A 22,720-nucleotide genomic window follows, 5' to 3' on the forward strand; every position below is an offset into this window, starting at 1 on the left:
TACCTGCTGCTCTCAGCGTCATGCTCGCGCAGATTCTTGCTTTGTCTCTCCGGAGACGGCGGCGCCGCGCAAATAAACGAATGACGCACCGAGCGCAAACAACGCGATCCCCGTCAGTCCCCAAAAGATGTTGGAATATGCGGTTGCTAGTGGCAGTCCATGCTGCCATTCGATGGCGCTGGAGGCCAGGGCTATGCTGAAGGCGCCGCTGAAAAACTGCAGCAACTGGAACAGTCCCATGCCCGAACCGACCTGAGACGCAGGCAGGATGCGTGAAATTTCGTTAGACACACTGCTTGAGATCGCCGTAAAGGCCAGACTCATCAGCATGTAAATAAACAGGATAGCGAGCCAGGACTGCCCGCTGAGCAGCGCAAACAGCACCGTCGAGGCGAGCATCAGCAACGGCACATACCGTAAAATCGTCCCGTTGCCGTACTGGTCGATGAGAGAACCGACCTTGCGGGAAGCTAGCAGCGCCAGCATAGAGCCCGGGAAAATGATAAAGCCGGCGTGGCTCGCGCTCAGGTCAAAACGGTGCAGCAAAATTTGCGGCATCAGAAACAGCGTAGCAAAGCTGCACAAATACGAGGCGATGCCAACCAGTGACACGCTCAGATAAGCACCGTTCCCGAACAAGGTGGGCGATACGAATGGCTCCCGGGCACTGCGGATGCGCCAGACGAACAAAACGAGCGCAAGCACGCCGACGACCAGCGCGATCCATAGATGCTCGGTTAAGAACAGCAGCAATCCTGTCGTGCCGGCGGCGATGAATACGGCACCTGGAGTATCGAAGGCGCCACGCATCGGTTTTTCCTGTGGTATGTACCGGAGAAACATCGGAACCAACAGCAGAGTGAGCGCCGTCACCACAAACAGGTATCTCCAGCCCCAGTATTCCACAATGGCACCGCCGGCGACAGGACCGAGTCCCAGGCCAAGCGAGACGGCCGACATGATCAGCGCCATCGCTTTGCCGCGGCGTTCAACGGGCACATACCGGGTGAACAGCACTAGTGACAGCGACACGATCGCCCCAGCGCCGGCCGCTTGCACGACACGTACGGCGAGCAAAAATGCGAAGCTGGCGCTGAATAGCCCGGCTATAGCAGCCGTGCCCAGTGTCGTCAGTCCGATCGCAAACAACCGTCGCAGCGGCAGAAAATCCGACAGCCGACTAAACGTAATGGATGAAATGGCAAATACGATAGAGTAGCCAGTGACGATCAAAGAGGAGACCGCATCCGTCAGGCCAAATGTTATGGTAACGTCGGGCAGCGCCAAATTAAACATGGCTGTATTCATAATGACCAGCACAACGGCCAGCCCAAGCAAAAGCGTTAGCAGCCCTTCCCGCTTCAGGGCAGGTTCCGCGTTGGAAGTTTCGGTTGTTACAGTATTCATGCGTTCCACCCACTTTTTATTTGTTTTATTGTTCGATTATAATAGAACGATTGAAATATAGCATGCCTTCGGTTAAAATGCAATTAGGAAATTTTCGATTTGTCTATAATTTTAAATAAAGGAGGGTGTGCGATGAAAGTGTTATACCATCCGGACCGCGAGGATGTTCAATTGTCTTCCGTGTTATATGCGCTAAGTGATCCTATCCGTTTAAGCATCGTTGCCGAAATTCGTCGGCGCGGCGAGCAAGCGTGCAACAGCTTCGACGTGCCGGTTGCGAAGTCGACGCTATCCCACCATGCCCGGACGCTGCGTGAAGCCGGGGTCGTGCGCACGCGCATTCAGGGGACGCAGCGCTTCTTGTCGCTGCGGGAAGAAGATCTGGAGTACCGCTTTCCCGGATTACTCGATACGATTTTGCAAGCATATGAGCTCTCGAATCGGAACCTTAGCGATGAGTCGGAGAATAAGACGGACGGAAAGGCTGACTGATGGCAGCGCTTGCGGATAACACTTCAAGAACCACTGTGTGTACCGTTTGGGGTGAATGCCGTTGGACAGCGTGACCGTCTTGCCTTCGTACAGATAAGCATAGTCCTGCGGCGATATGGTCGCCGTCATGTTTATAAAGAGCAGATTTACTTCTTGCTTTTCCTACCGCCAATCAGCACCTGCCTGTGTTCAGTTTTTGTCGATTTCAATCGTCTATAATCAGGTTGATTTCTATAATTTGGGAGGTAGGTTATGAACGCATCGTTCAAAAAGTACACGGCCGAATTCATTGGAACACTAGTGCTTGTTCTATTCGGCTGCGGCAGTGCCGCTACAGCGGGAGGAGAGCTCGGAACTCTAGGAATTGCATTTGCATTTGGCTTGTCCATTGTGGCAATGGCCTATGTGATTGGTCCGATCTCCGGATGTCATATCAACCCGGCAGTATCACTCGCCATGCTCATGAAGCGCAAGCTATCAGGTGCTGACTTCATCGGGTACGTGATTGCACAAGTTGCTGGAGCAATTGCAGGCTCAGCCATTCTTTACGCCATCATCGTTTCTGCTGGCTTGCCTACGACGGGACTCGGACAGAATGGGTTCGGCGCTGGCTATGGAATCGGGATTTCAGCAACGATGGCAGTCGTTGTCGAAATCATTTTAACCTTCGTATTTATTTACACGATTCTCGGTGTCACCTCGTCTGAAAGCAATGCAGCTGTAACCGGCCTGGTCATCGGACTAACGCTCGCGTTCGTACATATTTTAGGCATCGGCTTAACAGGAACCTCGGTCAACCCAGCCAGAAGCCTGGGGCCGGCGATCTTCGTTGGCGGAGATGCCTTATCTCAATTGTGGGTATTTTTGATTGCCCCGCTTGTCGGCTCAGCGCTGGCGGTCGCTGCCTTCCAGCTGCTGAACAAAGAAAAGCAAGCTTAGAGCTATGAATTAATCGAAAGCGATCAAACAAAAAAGAGGGACTGCCCAGAATAAATCAGTGAAAACTGACATTCTGAACAATCCCTCTGCTTACGTTATCTTGCGCGTTCCCTTAAACCGCCAAAAAACTTGAGCGAATAAAGCGCAGAAATTCCAACTAATGTATAAATGATGCGGGAAACAACCGCATCCTGGCCATTAAAAATCGACGCTACCAAATCGACCTGGAATAGCCCGATCAGCAGCCAATTAAGGCCCCCAATAATAAGTAATGCTAAAGCTACATTATCCAACGTTCTCAACTCAATCAACTCCTTGTATGTAACTACCTATATCTATTTCCAATTTTCAGCATTCCATACAAATAGACAGGAGTTGAGTCTACATTATTTTAGCAAATTACTCCAAAAGCTGAACTTCTGCAGCTTGATTCGCAGATTTTTTCTTTCTGCGCGTGCTAAAAAATACCTTTCTTGCTTCTCTTAACAATAGCTTCAATGCCTTCATCAAAACGAGCTTATATTCCTGAGATTGATTCAATGCGCGAATCATCTCGTTAATTTTCGCCCAGCTTGCACGACTCAAATCCTCGAAGGTTCTTATGTCGCCTACATCAAATACGTGGAACAAAGCTGATACAAACTGCTGACGCTGCTTTTTATCCAGTTGACCAAGCCATGACTTCAATGTTATTTCGAGCAGCTCGCTTTTTTGCTCTACGCTTTCCCCTTTAACGAAGCCGCTCCCGATTACCTCCCAAGTAAATGCCTCATGCTGCACAAGCAGCGAGTGGTGATTCTGCACAACCGTAAGCTCTTCCTCATGCTCCAGCAGCATGCCGACAATCGAGGATTGCGGAACAATCGTTCGAATTTTCCCACGCATTTGCTGGTAGGCTTCGCTTTGTAAAAATTTTGCTTCAAAGCCAGGTCCATCGTTGTTGTACACGTCCAGTATTCGCTGCTGGATGTCAGGATGGCACATTGCTGCCGCATATACCGCCAAATTTCCACCCTTGGAATGGCCGCCAAGACGAAGCTCAGCATCTACATCCTCCGTTGTATCCTCTAAATAGCGAACTGCCTCAACCTGTGCAGCTACTGGCGTACCGACGGTCATATTGAAATTTTCCTTCCAGCCAACAATTGTATTGTCCGTCCCTCTGAAGGAAATATAAACGGTACCGTCATCCAGCTCGATATGCATCGCTGCAAACTGCTTGGTCCGATCAAGATCAATCATATTTTCAAATTTGGATAGCCTTGCGTTTGCAAAGCGTGGACTTTGCGCCAGCTTGCGCAGCAAGGATGCAGAAATTCGCACATAATACGAAAACTGCTGAATTTGCTCCTCGCTGTATAAAGCAAAATAACGATCTGCTGCTTCCTGAATCGTTATACTCAGATTAGTCCATTTCACTGGCACAATATAGTCTAGATTGACATACGCAAGCTGAGATAATATCAAATTATCCACTTCATTGAACGGCGAATGCTCGAGCCTAATATCTCCTCGCCAGTCCAAATAATCCATTATATTTCCCATTCTCCCAGTCACCTCTCAAGCCGCTCATTTGCTTAGTACTATTATATCAGACATGACAGCAAATACGACCTTGGGATTGAAGCATCGGTCTAAATTGTATGTAAACCAGTAAGGTTGAAGTGAAGGTTTAAAGAATCTGAGTAGCGCTAAATGATCAGGTTGGAGACGATTGGAAATCTAATGAATATTGATAACGTTAAGTACGGAAAGCTTCCTCAATTACAGTGAAAAACGCCTAATAAGACGCTGTATATTCATTAGAGTGGAGAAAGGCTTCAGTTGTCACAAATAACGTTATCCAGTTTCCTTGAAGACGAGCCATTCCATAGCCAGCCCCATAGCCAGCCATCCCCCCCTAAGACAGCCCTCTCTTCATTCCTCCATTGCAGACCAAGCCGAAAGGATCAAGGTATTGCAAGGCTCAATAAGAACCTCCCTCTTTTTAACTAGGCCGTTCACTACTAGTCCGTTCACTATTAGTCCGTTCATTATTAGTCCGCTCATTTTCAACATGCTCCTTCTCAGCATGTTTCTCATCATAGCAGCTCAGCCGCCCTTCGCTATCCGTATAGCCATTGAGAAAGCCATCCTCGCAATAAATGTCACGACCGCACACAGAGCACTGACCCACATACTCCTTCATGCTAGTTGTCCTTTTGCTCAAACTGCTCGACATGAAACACCGTTTCGAGCGGATATAGCTGCTTAGGAGCCGGTTCTATTGCAGGGTAGCCTACCCCAATAATCGCCACGACACGTAGAGCTTCAGGAATGTGAAGCAGCTCCCGTACATACCTCTCTCGTTGCTTCGATTCCTCGGCATCCTCGGAATGATAGACCGCTCCCCATGCTGCACCCAGCTCGCGTGAGGTTGCGGCAAGCCATAGAAAGGAGCCAGCAATCGTCGCATCCTGCAGCCAGTACTTGCTTAGCTCTGCATTGCCAACAATAACAAAGCCAGCAGTTGCCTGCTCCAGCCATTTCATATATGGTGTTGTTTTGCTAAGCAAATTGAGCTTGTCGCGATCCGTAACAACAATAAATTCGCGCGACGGCAAATTATTGCCGCTGGGAGATAAATACAACGCCCGCTTCAGCTGTTCAAGCACGTCCGTCGGAATTTCCTGCTCCTTGAAAGAAGTTATCTCTCTCCGTTTTTCAATTGCCGTTAATACATCCATTTCCTTTGCACCTCCGCTAATATGCTATTCTCCGATAGACTGCCTACAACCTTATTATAGCGGAGTGTGCCTGGAATTGGCCAATGATTTACTACTAACTCTCACACCCGCAGCTTCGGCATGCACATAATCATGCGCGTGCCTTCATGCTCGATGCTTTCGATGCGCAGGCCGTATTCGTTGCCGAATACCATTTGAATGCGCCTGTGTACGTTCATAATGCCGATTCCTTTGCCGCGGCTGGCAGTCTGCTGATCATTGACCAGCTGGCTGCTTGCCAAAAGCTGTGCGCGAAGCTGCTCCAGCTTGCCTGCTGGAATGCCAACGCCGTTATCTTCAACGACAACCTGAAAATATTGCTCTGTATAGGTTGCGCCAATTCGAATTGTATGACAAGGCTCGATCCCATGTGGAAATGCGTGCTGAAATATATTTTCGACGAGCGGCTGCAGCGTGAGGCGCACCATTTTCTCCAGCAGCAGCTCGGATGGAATAATAATATCAAGCTCGAATTCACGCTGGATGCGATGCTTTAAAATCGACAAGTAGTTTCTGACATGGTTAAGCTCGTTGGCAACTGTAATTTCATCCAGCTGCGTTTGCAGCGAATAGCGCAGCATATATGCCATCGCTTCGACGATTTCACTAATTTCGTCGCTATCCTTGACAATGGCATAGCAATTAATTGTTTCCAGTGTATTGTATAGAAAATGCGGATTGATTTGCAGCTGCAGCGCCTGCAGCTCCAGGCTCTGCTTTTCGTTTTCCAGCGTTTGCAGCTCAAGCGCCTGCTTGCTGTTGTTCAGCTCCACCTTGTACACCTGATCGATCATTTCCTCAAGTCTGGTCACCATAATATTATAGGAGTGAACAAGCCCGCCGATTTCATCACGGCTCTTTTGATCATACTGAATTTGCTGCCAATTGCCTTTAACCGTTTCACGCATTCCATTACGCAATATATGAATCGGTCTCGTGATCGAGCGGCTGAAGCGATAGGCGAGCAATAATGCAGCAATTAGCACTATTATGCCGACTGTAATCGAGGTCGCTCTAATTGTTGAGATCGGTGAGCGCAGCTCGGATAGCGGCAGCGCCATAACGAGACGCCAACTGGAATATTCCGATGTTCGGGATACGAACAGCCACTTTTCATCCTCGACTTGTTTGATGAATTGCTCCTCGGGATGTTCTTTGATCAGCGCAATAAAGCTGTTGGCCAGACTTTGATCGGTAAAGCTTCCATTAGGCTGATATACGATTTGACTGCTGGCGTCCAATATGAAGAAATGTCCGTTTTGCGCCAGCTCTACATTTTTCCACACCTCTTCAATTTTGGATGAATCGATTTCAATTGCCAGAACGCCATTAGGGATATAGGAGGACACACCGCGAATTTTACGAGCCAGCGTAATCGTCTTATCCTGTTTTTTCGCTAGCACGCTCCCTTTAATGAGCGAAAACTGCCCTGTATCCGCAGTAAGCTCGCGCAGCATGCGCAAATGCGCGTCTTTATCCAGGGTGCTTGTATCCGCCAAGCCCTGTCCGTCATAAAATAGCGAGCCTCCGTTATAGCCTAATATATAGACAAGATTAATTTGCGGGTACGTATTAAACGGCTGCGACAGCACATTTTTAATAATTTCCCGCGTATATTCGTAACGCCCATAATAATCGGTCGGCTCAACGTCCAAAAAGCGCTTTACATTATTGTTGACGAGAATCGAGGTGCTCAGGCGTTCATAGGTTTGCAGATATAGATCGGTTTGGTAGGAGGTATTGTTGATCACCTGCGCAATATACTGCTCGGACTGCTTGTCGAGTGCACTAGAGGACTGCCAGTAAACCGCAACTCCAACCGTTGCCAAGGAAAATAGTATAAGGATGCTAAAGTAGAAGAGCAATCTCGTAAATAAGCTTTTTCCCATTATTCGATCCCTAGCATTCTGCGATATTCGGACGGCGACACGCCTACAACCTTTTTAAATGTTTTCGTAAAATGCGGATGATCAGCATATCCGATTTCATGCGAAATATCCGTAATGCGATAATGTGGCATTTCCAGCAAGCGCTTTGCCTTTTCCATTCTGCGCTTAATGCGGTACTGAATAAAGGTTTCATTCGTTTTCGTTTTAAAGTATTGGCTGAAATAGGACGGATTCAAGCCAAGCATCTCTGCTACCTCCTCCAGCGATACCTCTCTGGCAAGATGCTGCTCAATATAGCTTTTTGCTTCCTCGATCATATCCTTGCCTTTGCTCTTGCGCAGCTCCTTTAATTGAAGCAGCACCGCTCGCACCGTCTGGTTAAACGCAGGAAGCAGTTCCTCCTCTTCCTTTTCCTCGCTAATTCTCCTTTTTAGCTCATCGTGCTTAAGCTCGACGCCTTTTTTTGCAAGCTCCTTGACGAGCATAGTAAAAAAGTCGATCAGCAGCTCCTTTAACTGAAGCGCGGTTAAATGATAGGTAGACAGCTCCCGCTCCCAGTCGGAGAGCACCTGCTCAAGCTGCTCGACCTGAAGCACCCAGATTGAATCCAGCATGCTTTCGACCCAGGATTCAACACGAAGCGGAGTCAGGACCGCCGATTTCTTCTTCATCTGATCATGATCGACCAGCTTTTGCAGCGCCTCATGCACATTTTGCTTCGTAATCGGCTTCAAAATATAGCTGGAAACGCCATAGCTAATGCATTTCTTTGCATATTCGAACTCTCCGTAACCGCTTACAACAACAAGCTGAATGGCAGGATAGCGCTCTGAAATTTGCTTGCACAGCTCCAGACCATCCATTTTCGGCATGCGAATATCGGTAAATACAAAGTGGGGCTTTATCGTTTTAATCATATCAAGCGCCTGCAGTCCATCCTCCGCTGTTTGCACTACGGTAGGAATATGCTGAGCTTTTTCTATTGTTTTAGACAAGCCCTTGCAAATCATCGGCTCATCGTCGACTACCAGGATTCGATACATGATTGCTCACCCCTCAAGAAGATAGCTTACTCCCTGCACGAAAACGATGCAGGGAGTAGTTGAATAGTTGATTCTATTATAGCTTAATCTATTATTTTTGTGGCAAAAATACGCCGTCGTTATTGTTGTAGCGCTCCGTCGCTTCTTTAATGACAGCTTCTCCGCCTTTCGCCTTCCACTCTTCTATTACATTCGGCCAGTCGCTAATTGGCTCCTGTCCATAGATCATCTTAATAATATGATCGATAATGAGCGGTGCGGGCACATCACCTAACGGTGAAATGTCCGGATTATCCGAAAAAGCCTCCAGTCTTGGCTCAAACTTGATACCATCGCGTCCTTCGTTCGCAAGAATGGTATCATATACTTGCATAAGCTCCTGTCCTTCCGGCGTAAGCTCCATCAAGCCCTTGACATAGGTTTGATCCTGCACAAGCCATAGCCAAAACGTTCTGTAGCGCTCAAGGTTCACCTCATCTGCATTTTCTGGCTGCTTGTAGTTGATTGTGCCATTATTCAAGGTGTACGTCTCGCCTTCCCAGCCATACGTAAAGAACTTGGTCGCTTCTTCGCTCACCATCCAGTTGAAGAACTTGACGATTTCAATTGCTTTCTCTTTGTCCACATTGGCATTGATCAAGAAGTTGCGAGTCATTGGCGAATACAAGTAATTGCCGCCCTTGCCGTCTGTTCCGGTCGGCGATGCGATGACTGCCAGCTTGGCGTCAGGCACCGTTTCCTTAAGCTGCTGCTCCCATTGCAGCACCTCATTAGCGTTCATATTCCAAATTCCCGCCTTACCAGCCAAAATATTGTTTTTGTACGTAGCCGGGTTGATCGTTGCAAATTCCTTGCTAATCAAGCCTTCATTGTACATCGTCTGATAGGTTTGAATCGCATTTTGCATGTTTTCAACATCGAAGAATTTGGGTACGATTTGACCATCCTGCTCCATAAACATCGTATTGTAGGAATAGGCATCGAAAGTGCCGAAAAATACATCAGAATACTTCAAATTTTCTCGCGCCTGGAATGGCTGCTCTACTCCCAGCTTTTTAAATTCGCGCAGTACATTCAAATAGTCATCCACCGTTTTCGGGACAGGCAGCCCTGTTTTTTCAAGCAAATCCATCCGAATAACAGTTGCGCGACGAGACGTATTGCTCAGCCAATCCGGAATCGCATAAATTTGCCCGTCCAGCTTTTGATACTCCCATACAGATTCAGGGATGCTCTTTAATAGATCCTGACCGTACTCCTGCAAAATTTCATCGAGCGGCATAAATAAGCCCGCCTGCACAGAGCCTGCCAGCTCCTTGCCAGAAACACCGCCATTGGCCTGCACGACATCCGGAATATCACTAATCGCGAACATTTGCGCCATCTTTTGCTCGTATTCAGCATGCGGAATCAGCTTAATGTCCAAATCAGTATTGCTTAGCTCCTCCAAACGCTTTACCCATACATCCTCATTGATATTGACATGGTTTTCAACATAGTTGACTGCCAATGTACGCAATGAAATAGAAAACTTCGTCGGCTCTGCATTTCCTTCTGCTGAATCTGTATGCTGCGTTGCGGCTGGCTCGTTCGTAGCCGGCTGCTTATTGTTGCTGCTGCTATTGCCGCTGCATGCGGTCAGCACGGAAAAAGCAAGCATGATTATACCAAGACTTAAAATAAACTTCTTCATCGGTTCATCCCCTTTTATAAATTGGCCTAACTCTTTATAAAACGCTTACATTCATAGTATTCAATGTTTTGCTGCCTCCAACAATGGACTCCTTTTAGCTGCTCTTGTCTTTTTTCAAGAAAACGAAGGCTCGTTATTTAATTGAGCCGAGCATCATGCCCTTTACAAAATATTTTTGCAGGAATGGATAAACGGCAATAATCGGGATCATCGCTACGATTACGGTAGCCATTTGAATGCCTTCAGGAGCGCTGAGCAGATCACTAAACATCTCGTTGCCAGTCTCTACCTGATCCAGCAGCAGCATTTGTCTTAGCTTTACCTGCAATGGATACAATCTCGGCTCGTTAATGAAATATAGCGCGTGCATATAGGTGTTCCAATGGACCACTGCATAAAACAAGCCAACGGTTGCCATTACTGGCTTGGAAAGCGGAACAATGATATTCCATAAAATGCGCAGCTCGCCGCAGCCATCTATGCGGGATGCCTCGATCAGCTCCTTCGGAATCTGTTGAAAGAAGGAACGCATTACGAAGAAGTTGAAGGCGCTAATTGCGCCGGGAATCATAAGCGACCACAGGCTGTTCATCATATCCAATTCCTTGACGAGAATAAACAGCGGGATTAATGGCGCAGGGAAAATCATCGTCAGCAGCACCATGACCAAAAAGATTTTGCGCCCTTTATATTCCTCTCTCGACAAAGGATAAGCAAGCGATGACGTCATAACAAGATTAATGATTGTTCCGACGACCGTAATGTAGATCGTAACAGCAAAAGCGCGCAATATCGCCGGATTGCTCAGCACATACTGATAATTGAGCAGCGTAAAATCTACAGGCAGCAGCCCAACCTCACTGTTCGTTAATGCCTGCACGCCGCTTAATGATTTTGCCAATACATGAAGAATGGGCAACAGCATGCTTAGCGCAAGCAGCCCGAGAAATAGGATGTTGAACAGTTGAAATACTTTTGCAGAGCGGGATAATTTGTTCATCAGGGATGCCTCCTCATTTTCCTCTTAAGCTCAAGCTGACGCTAGAACAAGCTTTCTCCAGTTGTTTTTTTGCTTAACGTGTTGCAAAGCCAGAGCAGAATCAGCCCGACAACGGATTTGAACAGCCCGATCGCTGTCGTGTAGCTGTACTGCATATCCAAAATCCCGACGCGATAAATAAATGTATCCAATATTTCACCGTTGCCGCTATTCAAGGAATTCAGGAACACCCAAACTCGTTCAAAGCCGAAATCGAGAATTTGGCCAATTTGCAGCAAAAACAAGATCGTAATCGTTGGCATTAAAGCTGGAAGTGTAATCGTAAGCGTTTGCTTAAAACGGTTAGCTCCATCAATTTGTGCAGCTTCGTAAAGATCAGGACTAATGCTCGCCATCGCAGCCAAATAAATAATGGTAGAGTAGCCAACATCGCGCCACATTCCCGCTCCGACGAGAAACGGACGAATCAAATTATTGTCGCCAAGAAAGTATATCGGCTCAAAACCGAGCTTGGCAATAACAGAATTAACCAGGCCTGTCTCAGGAGAAAAAACACTGACCGCGATGCCGCTTATAACGACCCATGACAGGAAGTGCGGCATATAGACGATCGTCTGCACAATCCGCTTGTACAGCACAATTCTTAGCTCGTTCAGCAATAGCGCCAAAATGATCGCCGCCGGAAAAACAAAGATAATATCATACAAAGCAAGCACAATATTATTCGTTAATATTCTTGAAAAATCATGATAGTTGAACATCTTCTCAAAGTTAGCGAAGCCTACCCAGGGGCTTCCCGTAATTCCCTTGAATATGTTGTAGTTTTGGAAAGCGATTACAGACCCGAACAGCGGAATGTAACGGAAAATTAAAAAGTAAACAATGCCTGGAATTGAAATCAAATAAAGCGCGCGATATTTCCATAGCTGGGACCACAGGCTGCGGGAGTGCTTGGTCTTTGCCGAGGAAATCGCAGCAGATCGTTCAATGTTTGTCGCCATATGCTGCCTCCTCTTTCGTGTAGTCATTTTATATGTAATCATCGTATTTTTTATCGGCTTGACTTACAATGGAGCGCCTTTAATAGCATTTGTGTTTTTTTTAGAAGGTTCGATTGCTCCACCCACACAGCTTGGCAATTGCTTCTACATAATAATAATCACCGTAAATGAGCGACACGTTTACATTTTGCCCTGCCGGGTAATGCCCGGTGCCTTCAAGCAAAATTGCTTCATGCTCAGGCTGCATCCAGGTTGCATAATGCTTGCTTAAGGACAATAAAATTCGCTTCGCTGCACGCAAGTAGACGCTGCCCTCCAGCGGCGGCAGCAGCTGAGCCAGCTCGATCAGACCAGAAGCGGCACAGGCTGCAGCAGATGTATCACGCGGCATCCCCTCCAATGTTTCGGAAGCACGAAAATCCCAATGTGGAACGTAGTCTTCAGGCAAGCAGGCAATAAAGTAATGAGCAACCCGCTGAGCTGCATGCAGAAATTTGCTGTCGCCCGTATAGCGATAGGTGTTCGCCATCCCATACAGCGCCCATGCCTGACCGCGGCTCCATGAGGAATGGTGGTCCGCTCCTTGACCACCCAGTGACTCGATAAAGCTGCCGCTTTCAGGATCGAAGCTGACAATATGATTAACTGAGCCGTCAGCTCGAATAAAATATTGTACAACCGTGCTCGCATGTGCTTTGGCAATGTGGCTGAAGCGCGGGTCCTGCGTTTCCTCGGCAGCCCAAAATAGAAGCGACAAATTGAGCGAGGAATCCACGATTGACCAGCCGAGCTTGTCCTGGTTCCATGCCCGTAAAAACTGTCCTGCCAAATTAAATCTGCCGGCGAGAAAGTTTGCGGCAAACAGCCCTCTGCGCCGCGCAGCTTCATCTCCTGTCAGCTTATATTTCAATACCGCAGTAGGCAGAAACTGAAAGCCGACGTCATGATGGAAATTGTTAGGCTCCAGCATTTTTCGCTCCAGCTTATCATCCCACGACCAAGCTGCCTGCTTATATTGAGGCTCCTTGGTCATATCATACATAACCCATAGCAAGCCAGGCCAAAAGCCTGAGGTCCACCAATCGTAGCGCATATCATCATATTGGCCATCCGCTCCTGCAACATGAGGAGACTTGTCGCCAATTTTTTCGATCATGCTGCTTGTTTTCAGCTTCAGTGCGTGCCATATATGCCGCAGTGCCTCGTCTAAGCTTGCTGCCTGTAAAATTTTGTTTCCATATTGCTCCATATTCATCCTGTTCCGCTCCTTTTTCGTTGATTGGTTGATTAACACAATACAGTATAAGCAGGCTTCATCCCCTCAGCGATTACGCTCACAATAGAAAGCGGCACAGCAGGCTGCTGCTTGCCGAAGGCAGCCTCCACCGCGGCAGCAGGCCCGCCAGCTGTGACGAAGTCCGTCTCACTTATAACCGCCCGCCGTCCACCTGTAGGATCGACATAAATGCCTGCCCGGCCACCAGCAAGCTGCACTAGACGCGAGCCGTGTATTGTGCCTAAATTATCAAGCAGCCTGCCATTGCCAGTTAGGCCAAAGCGCACAAAAAAGCTCGCATCGGGACAAAAAACTCCCTGCAAATCGTATGCAGCAGCTTCAACAAAAATACGACCGTCCTCCTGCTTGTGAGTCGTTATACGCAGCTCGACCGGCTCTGACCAGACTTCAACCTGGTAAACAAAGCTAAGCTGATCTTCTACTTGAATGCTATTCTGTGTAGCAAGGACACGAATATGATTTTCACCCGGACGGAAGACTGCCTCCCAGCGCAAGCCAGCACAAGGAAAATCATCAACGCTGCGCAGCTTGACACCAAGGCTTTGGCCATTGACAAACAGCTCGGCCTGCTCGCAATTGGAATAAACACGAATTTGTTTAAGCTCATCTGGCTTGCCCCAGCGTGTCTTCATCGTATGTCCATAAATGCGCACCATCGGCTCCTCGGCCCAATACGACTGAAACACATAGTAGGCTTCCTTCTTCGTCAGGTCGCGTTCCACAATCCCTTTCATATTGAGGTAAGGAATGGGCGAATCCGGTCTGACTGGCGTGGCAAAATCTTTAAAAGACCACTGTGCTGCCCCTGTCAGCCAGCTCATGCTTTGCTGGCATTTCAAATACCAGTCGATCATTTCACAGAAATAGGTTTCCGACCAGTCACCATCGCGGGAAACACGCGGCTCGCCGCCCGTTAATAAATAATCGCCATCGCGCTCATCAGTCGAAGCGCCGCTGCCGGCTATAAAGTCAAAGCCCGTATATACCTTCTCAACGTGGCGTGTCGCCAAATTATCTGCTCCCCATTCCATATGAAAAAACGAATCTACATTTTCAAAGGCTGCTTTGCAGCTTTCCTCATAATCGGTATAAATGCCGCGGTACCAGCCGGCCCAGATCGACGGTGAGTAAACGTCAACGATATCTTTGCAAAACTCACAGCGTCTAATAGCAGTCAAGCGGCTGTCATCAAGCTGATGAGCCAGCTCATGCAGCTCCTTCATAAAGCGGCGAATTTGCTCCTCGTCAAAGTAGTCAAAGTCGCATTCCCAGTCGTTTTCGTTACCAAGCCCCCAAATAATAATCGACGGATGATTGTAATGCTGCTGAATCATATTGGTCAGCATATCGCGGCACTGCTGCTTATACTGCTCGCTGCCCAATCCACCGCGGCACCAAGGAATTTCTTCCCAGACAAGCAGGCCCAGCTCATCGCATAAATCAAGGACGATGCGCGATTGCTGGTAATGCCCAAGCCGAATAAAGTTGGCGCCCATGCTTTTAATTAGTTGCATTTCTTCACGAATCATCGCTTCTGTCATCGCCGCCCCCACACCAGCATGATCCTCATGCCGATGCGTGCCGCGCAGCAGCAAGCGCTCGCCGTTCAAATAAAACGGCCCTTTTTTCTGAAATTGAAAATAGCGTACGCCAAAGCGCTCTGTTAATGCGGTTTCGCCATAAGTGCTTTTTAATGTTACCGAACAGGTGTAAAGAGCAGGCTCGGCTGGCGACCACAGCTGAGGATTAGGCAGCTCAAACTGTGCAAGCTGCTGCTCCTGCTGCCATGGCTTGCACTGCAGCGTCGATTTTGCGACGCATCGACCTGCAGCATCCTTAATCTCCAGCTTCAGCTCCAGCTCTTCCTGCTTCATCGCCGGGTTGTAGAGAGTTGCGCGAACGGCAATGCGGCAGTGGCGTTGCTCTGTCGCCTCGGCTTGCTGCAGCCCGCTTGTATCGACTTCAATATGCACATGCTCCAGTGAAATCGCCGGCACATAAACGAGATTCAAATAGCGGTAAATGCCGCCGTACAAATTAAAATCACTTGTGTCAGAAGGGATTGTCTCCAGCTCTCGGCTGTTGTCACACATAATCGCGAGCGGAATTTTACCCTCGTAGCGCTCAACCCTATGCTGCAGCGCATGAGCTTCTGTAATATCGATGCGAAATTCATCATAACCGCCAAGATGCTCGCCTATCTCCTCTGTATACACATATACCTTCGTTCGCTGGCCCGCTCCTTCAAAATGCAGCAGCGTTCTGCCTTCAGGGTACGGATTATTCAGCTGCAGCTTGTAACGGTACCAGGCTTCTCCCTGATAGTACTTGCTGTCCGGGTCCATAGCATCCAAACCATTGTACGTATGCGGCAGCGTTACAGCTTGCCACGGCACATTATAATGATTTTGCAGCTTGTCGCCGCGCCAAACCTCCCATACTCCCCCTAATGTACCGGTATAATGCTGCCAATGCTCATTTAATCGCTGACTTATCATGCAACAACCCCTCCTAAACTTAGTTCAGCTTGCTTGCTCTAAGTATAGTAAAATTGCTCGCTATTAAGTTTGGCTCTATTATGATAAAATGTCGTTAAATTACGATCTGTTAATGACTTGAGTTTAGCTGAAATGGGGATAGAGGATGAAGGTATTAAACTATATGAATTTGAATCAGCACCCTGTTCATCTGCAGTTTTACCGTGATCGAACGAATGAATTTGCCGAAATCTATCATGCTCATCAAGGGATGGAGCTGCTAGTCGTCCATGAAGGCTCTGGCTCGATCGTAGTAGAGCAACAAATTTTCGAGCTGAAGCGCGGCAAGCTGTTCTTCTTCAGACCCTATCAGCTGCATCGTGTTCAAATCGATAAGGAGGCCGACAAGCCTTACATCCGCTCATTTTTCGTTTTTGAGCCGGAATTGCTGGAGCAGGCGCTAAACCCTTTTCCGGCTTTGCAGCAATTTTTTCTCAAGCTGTACAAGAAGCCGTACATCGAACAACAGCTTGCTGGAGTGGATAGCGCACAGCTGCATACACTGCTGCAAGCCTATCAAGCAATGATTGAGCAAGCACAGCCAGAAGAGCTGCTCGAGGAGCAGCTCTTGTTTCTGACGAATTTCTTCCATCTTATAAAATCAATCTCTGGACAAAAGTGGGGAGCAGCTGCACTGGAGCATGCTGGCACAGGAAAGACACCATCTGTAGCGGAACAGGTTATGGCGTGGATTGAGGGACATTACGAGCAGCCTTTCGAGCTGGACAAGCTTGCGCAAGCCATTCATCTATCGCCCAATCATCTATCCTATCTGTTTAAGCAGAAGGTGGGCAGCAGCATAACTGAATATTTAACGGCAAGACGGATTCGCCAAGCCTGCTGGCTGCTTAAATCAAGTGATATGACGATACAGGAAATCGGACATGCGGTGGGGCTCGGCAATTTCTCTTACTTCTGTCAGCTGTTTAAGCGGCATGTTGGGATCACGCCGCTGCAATTTAGAAAAAGTTTGCCGACTCGCCGCTAAGTGCAGCTGCTGGCTCCGCCTCAAGCTGAAGGCGATGCCTTAAGTCTCGCCGAGCTGCTCGGATAACTGAATGGATAGCCAAATGCTGATTGCGCCCAGCACTGCAAAGACGATAACGACCAAATCGGGCTTAACGCCGAAGAATTGGGCAAAATTCGGCAGCTGCATGGAGAAAATCGAGCAAATAATTAACGGTACAACCGCTCGTTTCCAGATGCCAAACAGCAAAAGCGGAGCAAAGCTCATCAACGTAATCGCAACTGAGCGAATAACTGTCGTGCCTAAATAGTCCATTATATCGGAGCTTGTAAGCGGCCCGTCTATCATATGATTAAACTGATTGATAATATAAGTCGCCACCCCAGACAATATGAAGGAGCAAAGCGTAAGCACGAATACAAAGCAAGCGATAAACAGCACCTTGGCGGCAAACAGCTTCTTTCGGCTTATTGGATAGCTGAAGGCAAGCGCCATCGTTTTGTTTTTGTATTCTTCAATAAATACATGATTAATTAATGAGCCCCCCATTAAAATAAAGCCCATCTGAATAAAGCCATTGAGCTCAATTGCCGTTGCATAACTGTGCCCCATATCCGGCAGGATCACTTTAATGAAAAAGGTTGGCAGCAGCATCAGAATTACACTATAAATAATAATTTCACTTATGACCGTCAAGCGATTAAGCTTTCGCCATTCCAGCAGCATCAATTTAGTCAAGCTGGCCACCCCCGTGAATGAGTTTGTAGAAATAGTCCTCCAGCGAGCTGGTTCGCTTCTGAATTTCGTCAAGCCCGACATGGTTGGAGATCAATATTTTTGAAATTTCATGCTGAGTATGGGTTAGATCGTAAATGCGAATTCTGTCGCCCTGCATCAGCTTCATATTCGTTATGCCCAGCTCATTTTCCAGCAAGAAGACCGTTTTCTTCGGATCATTCGTCACCAGCTCAATGTAATCCGTATTTTGTTTGCGAATGTCCTCGAGCGCAACCTCCTTCAGCAGGCAGCCACCTTCCACGACGCCGATCCGATCTGCGATCTGCTCGATCTCCCCCAAAATATGACTCGATATTAAAAACGTAATGCCATACTGCTTATTCAGCATCACAATGAGATCGCGGATATCTTTAATACCAATCGGGTCGAGGCCATTGGTCGGCTCATCCAGCACAATCAGTTCAGGCTTGACGACTATCGCCCTTGCCAAGCCGAGCCGCTGCTTCATGCCGAGCGAAAACTCGCTTACCTTCTTGCCCTCGATTGCCTGCAGCTGAACCATATCAAGCGCGTGCTTCATCGCTTGTTGATCGTAATAGCCTAAATATTCGCAATGCAGCTTCAAATTTTCAATTGCAGTTAAATGCTCAAAAAAGGTTGGATATTCAATCAAGCTGCCTACTCGCTTTAGCAGTGCCTTGGATTGCTCGGTAAAGCGCTGTCCAAATAGCTCAATTACCCCTGATGTCGGCTTGGTGATGCCCGTCATCATTTTCATTATGCTGGTTTTGCCGGCGCCATTTTTGCCAAGCAGTCCATAAATTTCGCCGCGATAAATGTTCAAGCTCACATCCGTTACGATCGCTTTTCCTTTTATTCGCTTTGTCAGTCCCAATGTTTTCACGACCTCGTTCATAATATCCTCCCTTAACGTCTTTTCGTATTATTAGATTACAGGTTAAGCCTCTCTTTTTTCTTTCGTATTCCTTACAAATTTCTTAAGCGAGCTGCAACATGAAAAAAGAGGCTGCTCCTTGCGAACACCCTCTGCTGTAATCTAATACGAAATACGTCTGAAGCGGCATGTAAACATTGTTTTCTCATAAGGCGCACTGCTTAAATGAATGCTGCCGTTCATCGCTTCTGTTAAATGCTTCGTTATGCTCAGTCCCAGTCCGCTTCCTTGAAATTTGGGATTTCTCGCATCATCAAGTGTGTAAAGCCGTTCGAACACTCGATCATGGTGAACCTCATCGATACCTTTGCCCTTGTCCCATACATCTATCGCGATATGATCGCCATCCTCACGCACAGCAAGCCCAAAAACGCCGCCGTCGCTGCCATACCGCAGTGAATTGGAGATTAAATTGCTTAATATGCGCTGCAAAGCGTCTTCATTGCCCATTATATAATAATTGTGCTCCGGAATCTGAATCTCAACCTGCAGGCCCTTCGCTTGCATAAGCTCATAATATTCGAGAATATGCTTTCTGCACAGCTCACTAATGCACACCTTCTGCATAGGCAGACGATAGTCTTCCGCTTCCAGCCTGACGAGCTCGAAAAATTGGTTCAGCAGCGCGATTACGCCTTCTGTTTTCTGATGCAAACGTTCGGTGACAGCTTGCCGCTCCTGCTCGGACATCGTGCGATCGAGCTTCAGCTTCTCTACATAGCCGAGAACGACAGTCAGCGGCGTTTTCATATCATGCGACATGTTAGACATCATTTTACGCAAGCTTATTTTCGCTCGCGCATAATCCGCTATTACCTTCTGATTGTAATCCAGCAGCCGATTGATCTCGTTAAGCAGCCGCCGAATCGTTTCGTGGTCAGTATGCAGCAGCAGCTTCTCGGAGCTTTTATTCGAGGCAATGTTCGATAGCTTGGCTACGATATCATTTAGCTGCCTGGTTGTTTTCCTGCGTGAAGCATATAGCAGCACAATAATCGCGAGCAGCACGACAATGATAATGATGAGCAGCAGTTCCATTAGCTAATCCCCCAATCTATATCCGATTCCCCAAATGGTGCGGATGTACACAGGATTGGAGGGATCCTGCTCTATTTTTTCCCGCAGTCTGCGAATATGGACATTGATCACGTTCTCATTGCCAATAAAGTCTTCCTGCCATATAAAATGGAAAATTTGCTCCTTCGTAAACACTCTGCGCTGGTTAGTCATAAACAGCTTCAATATATTGAATTCCTTCGAGGTTAGCGGAATCGATTGATCTCCAACTTGAGCGGAAAAGGTCGCCAGATCGAGCTTAAGATCTTTATATTCCAGCATTGCCGCCGCCACAGACTGGCTCGCGGCGGCGAACGACTGCGTCGCTCTGCGAATCGCGGCATTAATTCGTGCAACAAGCTCAATCATGGAAAATGGCTTGCTTATATAATCATCCGCACCTAATTCAAGCCCCAGCGCCTTGTCGATATCGCTGTCCTTGGCTGAAATAATGAGCACAGGCGTCGTGCTGGCTGCTCTAATTCGCTTCAGCAGCTCCAGGCCGCTCAGCTTGGGCAGCATAAGATCGAGCAGTATTAAATCAACTCGGTTAGTCTCCAGCAGCTGCGCTGCCGCTGCCCCGTCAAAAGCAGTCAGCACCGTAAAGCTTTCCTGCGTCAAGTGGCTGGCCACCAGCTGGCTAATCTCTCGGTCATCCTCAATTAGAAGAATTACTTTTTCCACATATACACGTCCATTCATTATCGGCATTCTAGTGCTAATTATAGCATTTGAAAGGAATCATTGTGGAGATATAACAGAAACAGGAGTTATTTGCAAAGATAACTGTTTGAAATATAAGGATTGTAAAAAACTATTTGTTTGAACGTTAGCATAGAATTTTAAATGAGCGTTTGGCACCGCCTGGAATACACCCACATTATAGTAAGAATAATTCGAATAAGGACTCGTTATATTGTAGCTAGTATTAAAAGGCGAAATCACAGTATTGTTGTAATCCGTTTCATAATTAACCGATACTACTGCATTATTATCAGGATTTGATTCTAACTTGAGATAAATTTCATATTTATATTGCTGGCCGGACACAAGATTGCTCAGATCTTGATCGAAAACTAGTTGCTTGACGCCCAATACCACACTATAGTCATTATACATATAGATGCTTCCTGTTGCAGCCGAACCAGTCGGCCCCGTTGGGCCTGTTAGCCCCTGTGGGCCAGACTCTCCTGTCGGCCCCGTTGGGCCTGCTAGCCCCTGTGGACCAGACTCTCCTGTCGGACCCGTTGGGCCTGCTAGCCCCTGTGGACCAGACTCTCCTGTCGGACCTGTTGGGCCCGTATTCCCCTGCAGACCTGTTGGACCTGTCGGGCCTGAGCGCCCTGCTCCGGTTGGCCCAGTCGGACCTGTTGGGCCTGTTTCGCCGTCAAACCCGTTCTGTCCATTTAAGCCTCTTGGACCTGTTGGGCCCGTCGGACCTGTTGGGCCAACCTCTTGTTGGACCTGAAAGCTTTGGTTTTCTGTCGCCATATCTACCATACTCCTTTGCTAAAATAGTTTTTCAATACCCGCCAAGCAGATGAAGCAACTTTATCTGCAACTTCCTAATCCCCTCTCTGCATTCATAGGATATATCCACCTTGAAAGGCAGCTTACATTCGTCAGAGGAACTAGATGCTACAATCTTATGCTATGTATGAAGTACAAGCTTGTGTGGGACAAATCTACGCTGAAACAAAAATATGCGAATTCCCCATATTTTTCAAATCTGTTAGTTGTTTAAGCGGCATTCTGGAATCAAGTCACGGCAATTTCCAAAAAAGTATAACACCTTAATGGGACAATCATTCCATGCAGACTATGTTAAAACGCAGCAAAGGAGAACGCCAGTAGTACGTCCTCCTTTGCTGTAACACCCAGGTCTACAAATATTGGATAAATCTGTAAATAAAGATAGAACCATGCACCATTCAATTCAGTGCTGTAATGCATATACTTGCTGCAGGACCTCCAGCTTTATTTAAACCCATACCTACCACGGCCACTACAGAATCCGAAAATGCTGCAAGACGAATATAAACTCCACTTCCACTAGAGATAATTGTAGACCCGCTTAACGTAATAGTCGGAAAAATACCGTTATGAGTTCCTAAAGAGCCTATTTGCGATGGAAAATAGGTTTGAAAACCCGAATCCGGCTCTGTAGAAGTTTCAAGCCAAATTTCTGCAGTAGCTTGTTCAAAAGGGGTCCATGGGGCAAATGCAACTGTATAGTTGAGCAAAAACTGATGCCCCGCCGCCAGTTGGAATACAGATTGGTCAGAATCAATAATCTTAATAAGCTCGCCGCTTCCTGTATTGGGAGATAAAGAAAAACCGGTAATTACTGTATCTTGATATGGTTGTATCAAGACCGTAACGGTAGGAAAAAATGTATACTGACCAAATGCCGGCGAAAAACCAAGCGGGCCTGTTGGACCCGTTTCTCCTTGGGGACCCGTATCCCCTTGCGGACCCGTTTCTCCTTGCGGACCCGTATCTCCTTGCGGGCCCGTATCTCCTTGCGGACCCGTATCTCCTTGCGGACCCGTATCTCCTTGCGGACCCGTATCTCCTTGCGGACCCGTTGCACCCGTCGGACCAGTTGCTCCGCTTCCTGTTGGGCCTGTTGCGCCCACTGAACCAGTCGGACCTGTCGCTCCTGATCCAGTTGGGCCGATCGGGCCTGTTGGACCCGTTTCACCATTAAAACCATTTGATCCATTTAAGCCTCTTAGTCCTGTAGGTCCAGTCGGGCCTGCAGGTCCAGTCGGACCTGTTGGCCCGACCTCCTGTTGTAACTGCAAATTCTGATCTTCTGTTGACATGCTTTTCATCAAGCTCCTTTACTTCATAGTGACTCTCAGCGGTTGCCAAGGCGGAAGCACCTTATCTGCAACTTCCAAATCTCTTCCTACTGTTATAAGAAGTGTTGAACATC

At 47.5% G+C, this 22,720-nt stretch carries 21 protein-coding genes; 3 read left to right on the forward strand and 18 right to left on the reverse strand.

What is annotated here, in order from left to right; genetic code table 11:
* Window positions 1–18: 18 nt before the first annotated feature.
* Window positions 19–1,407 carry an MFS transporter gene (locus KJS52_RS08525; protein WP_213514309.1) on the reverse strand — a complete coding sequence of 463 codons (1,389 nt, stop codon included), beginning with the start codon at window positions 1,405–1,407 and terminating at the stop codon, window positions 19–21.
* A gap of 132 nt (window positions 1,408–1,539) precedes the next feature.
* Between KJS52_RS08525 and KJS52_RS08530 the strand changes: the two genes are divergently transcribed.
* A complete protein-coding gene (locus KJS52_RS08530) occupies window positions 1,540–1,899 on the forward strand; it encodes an ArsR/SmtB family transcription factor (protein WP_213514310.1) in 360 nt (119 codons plus the stop codon).
* A gap of 252 nt (window positions 1,900–2,151) precedes the next feature.
* Window positions 2,152–2,838 (forward strand): MIP/aquaporin family protein, encoded by a 687-nt coding sequence (locus tag KJS52_RS08535; RefSeq protein ID WP_213514311.1) that lies wholly within the window; start codon window positions 2,152–2,154, stop codon window positions 2,836–2,838.
* Between the two features lie 95 nt (window positions 2,839–2,933).
* Here the strand turns inward: KJS52_RS08535 and KJS52_RS08540 are convergent, their stop codons facing one another.
* From KJS52_RS08540 to KJS52_RS08590, 11 genes are all read right to left on the reverse strand, one after another.
* Complete coding sequence (locus KJS52_RS08540) at window positions 2,934–3,140, reverse strand: DUF378 domain-containing protein (RefSeq protein WP_213514312.1); 207 nt, start codon at window positions 3,138–3,140, stop codon at window positions 2,934–2,936.
* A gap of 97 nt (window positions 3,141–3,237) precedes the next feature.
* Window positions 3,238–4,383 (reverse strand): Mbeg1-like protein, encoded by a 1,146-nt coding sequence (locus tag KJS52_RS08545; RefSeq protein ID WP_213514313.1) that lies wholly within the window; start codon window positions 4,381–4,383, stop codon window positions 3,238–3,240.
* 442 nt (window positions 4,384–4,825) lie between these two features.
* Entirely contained in the window at window positions 4,826–5,026 is a 201-nt protein-coding gene (locus KJS52_RS08550; protein ID WP_213514476.1) for a hypothetical protein, read from the reverse strand.
* Window position 5,027: 1 nt separating this feature from the next.
* Window positions 5,028–5,564, reverse strand: coding sequence for a nitroreductase family protein (locus tag KJS52_RS08555; RefSeq protein WP_213514314.1), 537 nt, complete (start codon window positions 5,562–5,564; stop codon window positions 5,028–5,030).
* Between the two features lie 101 nt (window positions 5,565–5,665).
* Window positions 5,666–7,492 (reverse strand): cache domain-containing sensor histidine kinase, encoded by a 1,827-nt coding sequence (locus KJS52_RS08560; protein ID WP_213514315.1) that lies wholly within the window; start codon window positions 7,490–7,492, stop codon window positions 5,666–5,668.
* Entirely contained in the window at window positions 7,492–8,535 is a 1,044-nt protein-coding gene (locus KJS52_RS08565) for a response regulator transcription factor (RefSeq protein WP_213514316.1), read from the reverse strand. The genes KJS52_RS08560 and KJS52_RS08565 overlap by 1 nt, the downstream gene beginning before the upstream one ends.
* 91 nt (window positions 8,536–8,626) lie before the next feature.
* Complete coding sequence (locus KJS52_RS08570; protein ID WP_213514317.1) at window positions 8,627–10,228, reverse strand: type 2 periplasmic-binding domain-containing protein; 1,602 nt, start codon at window positions 10,226–10,228, stop codon at window positions 8,627–8,629.
* A gap of 133 nt (window positions 10,229–10,361) precedes the next feature.
* The gene (locus KJS52_RS08575) at window positions 10,362–11,228 is read right to left on the reverse strand and encodes a carbohydrate ABC transporter permease (RefSeq protein WP_213514318.1); all 867 of its coding nucleotides are present in this window, start codon (window positions 11,226–11,228) and stop codon (window positions 10,362–10,364) included.
* Between the two features lie 41 nt (window positions 11,229–11,269).
* Window positions 11,270–12,229: an ABC transporter permease gene (locus tag KJS52_RS08580; protein ID WP_213514319.1), complete on the reverse strand. Its 960-nt coding sequence runs from the start codon at window positions 12,227–12,229 to the stop codon at window positions 11,270–11,272.
* Between the two features lie 100 nt (window positions 12,230–12,329).
* On the reverse strand, window positions 12,330–13,478 hold the full coding sequence (locus tag KJS52_RS08585; RefSeq protein ID WP_213514466.1) for a glycoside hydrolase family 88 protein: 1,149 nt from the start codon (window positions 13,476–13,478) through the stop codon (window positions 12,330–12,332).
* Between the two features lie 38 nt (window positions 13,479–13,516).
* On the reverse strand, window positions 13,517–16,024 hold the full coding sequence (locus tag KJS52_RS08590; protein ID WP_213514320.1) for a glycoside hydrolase family 2 TIM barrel-domain containing protein: 2,508 nt from the start codon (window positions 16,022–16,024) through the stop codon (window positions 13,517–13,519).
* 145 nt (window positions 16,025–16,169) lie between these two features.
* Here KJS52_RS08590 and KJS52_RS08595 point away from each other — a divergent pair, with 145 nt between their 5' ends.
* Window positions 16,170–17,051 carry an AraC family transcriptional regulator gene (locus KJS52_RS08595; protein WP_213514321.1) on the forward strand — a complete coding sequence of 294 codons (882 nt, stop codon included), beginning with the start codon at window positions 16,170–16,172 and terminating at the stop codon, window positions 17,049–17,051.
* 39 nt (window positions 17,052–17,090) lie between these two features.
* Here the strand turns inward: KJS52_RS08595 and KJS52_RS08600 are convergent, their stop codons facing one another.
* The 6 genes from KJS52_RS08600 to KJS52_RS27680 all read right to left on the reverse strand — a co-directional run bounded on the left by KJS52_RS08600 (window position 17,091) and on the right by KJS52_RS27680 (window position 22,607).
* Complete coding sequence (locus KJS52_RS08600; RefSeq protein ID WP_213514322.1) at window positions 17,091–17,768, reverse strand: ABC transporter permease; 678 nt, start codon at window positions 17,766–17,768, stop codon at window positions 17,091–17,093.
* Window positions 17,761–18,684, reverse strand: a complete 924-nt coding sequence (locus tag KJS52_RS08605) for an ATP-binding cassette domain-containing protein (protein WP_213514323.1) — start codon at window positions 18,682–18,684, stop codon at window positions 17,761–17,763. Before KJS52_RS08605 ends, KJS52_RS08600 begins: the two co-directional genes overlap by 8 nt.
* 141 nt (window positions 18,685–18,825) lie before the next feature.
* Complete coding sequence (locus KJS52_RS08610) at window positions 18,826–19,761, reverse strand: sensor histidine kinase (protein WP_213514324.1); 936 nt, start codon at window positions 19,759–19,761, stop codon at window positions 18,826–18,828.
* Between the two features lie 3 nt (window positions 19,762–19,764).
* On the reverse strand, window positions 19,765–20,463 hold the full coding sequence (locus KJS52_RS08615) for a response regulator transcription factor (RefSeq protein ID WP_281425576.1): 699 nt from the start codon (window positions 20,461–20,463) through the stop codon (window positions 19,765–19,767).
* Window positions 20,464–20,520: 57 nt separating this feature from the next.
* Entirely contained in the window at window positions 20,521–21,270 is a 750-nt protein-coding gene (locus tag KJS52_RS27675; protein WP_281425572.1) for a hypothetical protein, read from the reverse strand.
* Between the two features lie 440 nt (window positions 21,271–21,710).
* Window positions 21,711–22,607 (reverse strand): collagen-like domain-containing protein, encoded by an 897-nt coding sequence (locus KJS52_RS27680; protein WP_281425573.1) that lies wholly within the window; start codon window positions 22,605–22,607, stop codon window positions 21,711–21,713.
* Window positions 22,608–22,720: the final 113 nt, after the last annotated feature.

The sequence above is a fragment of the Paenibacillus montaniterrae genome (genome assembly GCF_018403185.1).
Classification (GTDB): Bacteria; Bacillota; Bacilli; order Paenibacillales; family Paenibacillaceae; genus Pristimantibacillus; species Pristimantibacillus montaniterrae.

Bases quoted from the DNA above. Each gene is read 5' to 3' on its own strand.
- KJS52_RS08525 (WP_213514309.1), bottom strand. From the start codon at position 1,407: ATGAATACTGTAACAACCGAAACTTCCAACGCGGAACCTGCCCTGAAG.
- KJS52_RS08530 (WP_213514310.1), top strand. From the start codon at position 1,540: ATGAAAGTGTTATACCATCCGGACCGCGAGGATGTTCAATTGTCTTCC.
- KJS52_RS08535 (WP_213514311.1), top strand. From the start codon at position 2,152: ATGAACGCATCGTTCAAAAAGTACACGGCCGAATTCATTGGAACACTA.
- KJS52_RS08545 (WP_213514313.1), bottom strand. From the start codon at position 4,383: ATGGGAAATATAATGGATTATTTGGACTGGCGAGGAGATATTAGGCTC.
- KJS52_RS08550 (WP_213514476.1), bottom strand. From the start codon at position 5,026: ATGAAGGAGTATGTGGGTCAGTGCTCTGTGTGCGGTCGTGACATTTAT.
- KJS52_RS08555 (WP_213514314.1), bottom strand. From the start codon at position 5,564: ATGGATGTATTAACGGCAATTGAAAAACGGAGAGAGATAACTTCTTTC.
- KJS52_RS08560 (WP_213514315.1), bottom strand. From the start codon at position 7,492: ATGGGAAAAAGCTTATTTACGAGATTGCTCTTCTACTTTAGCATCCTT.
- KJS52_RS08565 (WP_213514316.1), bottom strand. From the start codon at position 8,535: ATGTATCGAATCCTGGTAGTCGACGATGAGCCGATGATTTGCAAGGGC.
- KJS52_RS08570 (WP_213514317.1), bottom strand. From the start codon at position 10,228: ATGAAGAAGTTTATTTTAAGTCTTGGTATAATCATGCTTGCTTTTTCC.
- KJS52_RS08575 (WP_213514318.1), bottom strand. From the start codon at position 11,228: ATGAACAAATTATCCCGCTCTGCAAAAGTATTTCAACTGTTCAACATC.
- KJS52_RS08580 (WP_213514319.1), bottom strand. From the start codon at position 12,229: ATGGCGACAAACATTGAACGATCTGCTGCGATTTCCTCGGCAAAGACC.
- KJS52_RS08585 (WP_213514466.1), bottom strand. From the start codon at position 13,478: ATGGAGCAATATGGAAACAAAATTTTACAGGCAGCAAGCTTAGACGAG.
- KJS52_RS08590 (WP_213514320.1), bottom strand. From the start codon at position 16,024: ATGATAAGTCAGCGATTAAATGAGCATTGGCAGCATTATACCGGTACA.
- KJS52_RS08595 (WP_213514321.1), top strand. From the start codon at position 16,170: ATGAAGGTATTAAACTATATGAATTTGAATCAGCACCCTGTTCATCTG.
- KJS52_RS08605 (WP_213514323.1), bottom strand. From the start codon at position 18,684: ATGAACGAGGTCGTGAAAACATTGGGACTGACAAAGCGAATAAAAGGA.
- KJS52_RS08610 (WP_213514324.1), bottom strand. From the start codon at position 19,761: ATGGAACTGCTGCTCATCATTATCATTGTCGTGCTGCTCGCGATTATT.
- KJS52_RS27675 (WP_281425572.1), bottom strand. From the start codon at position 21,270: ATGGCGACAGAAAACCAAAGCTTTCAGGTCCAACAAGAGGTTGGCCCA.
- KJS52_RS27680 (WP_281425573.1), bottom strand. From the start codon at position 22,607: ATGTCAACAGAAGATCAGAATTTGCAGTTACAACAGGAGGTCGGGCCA.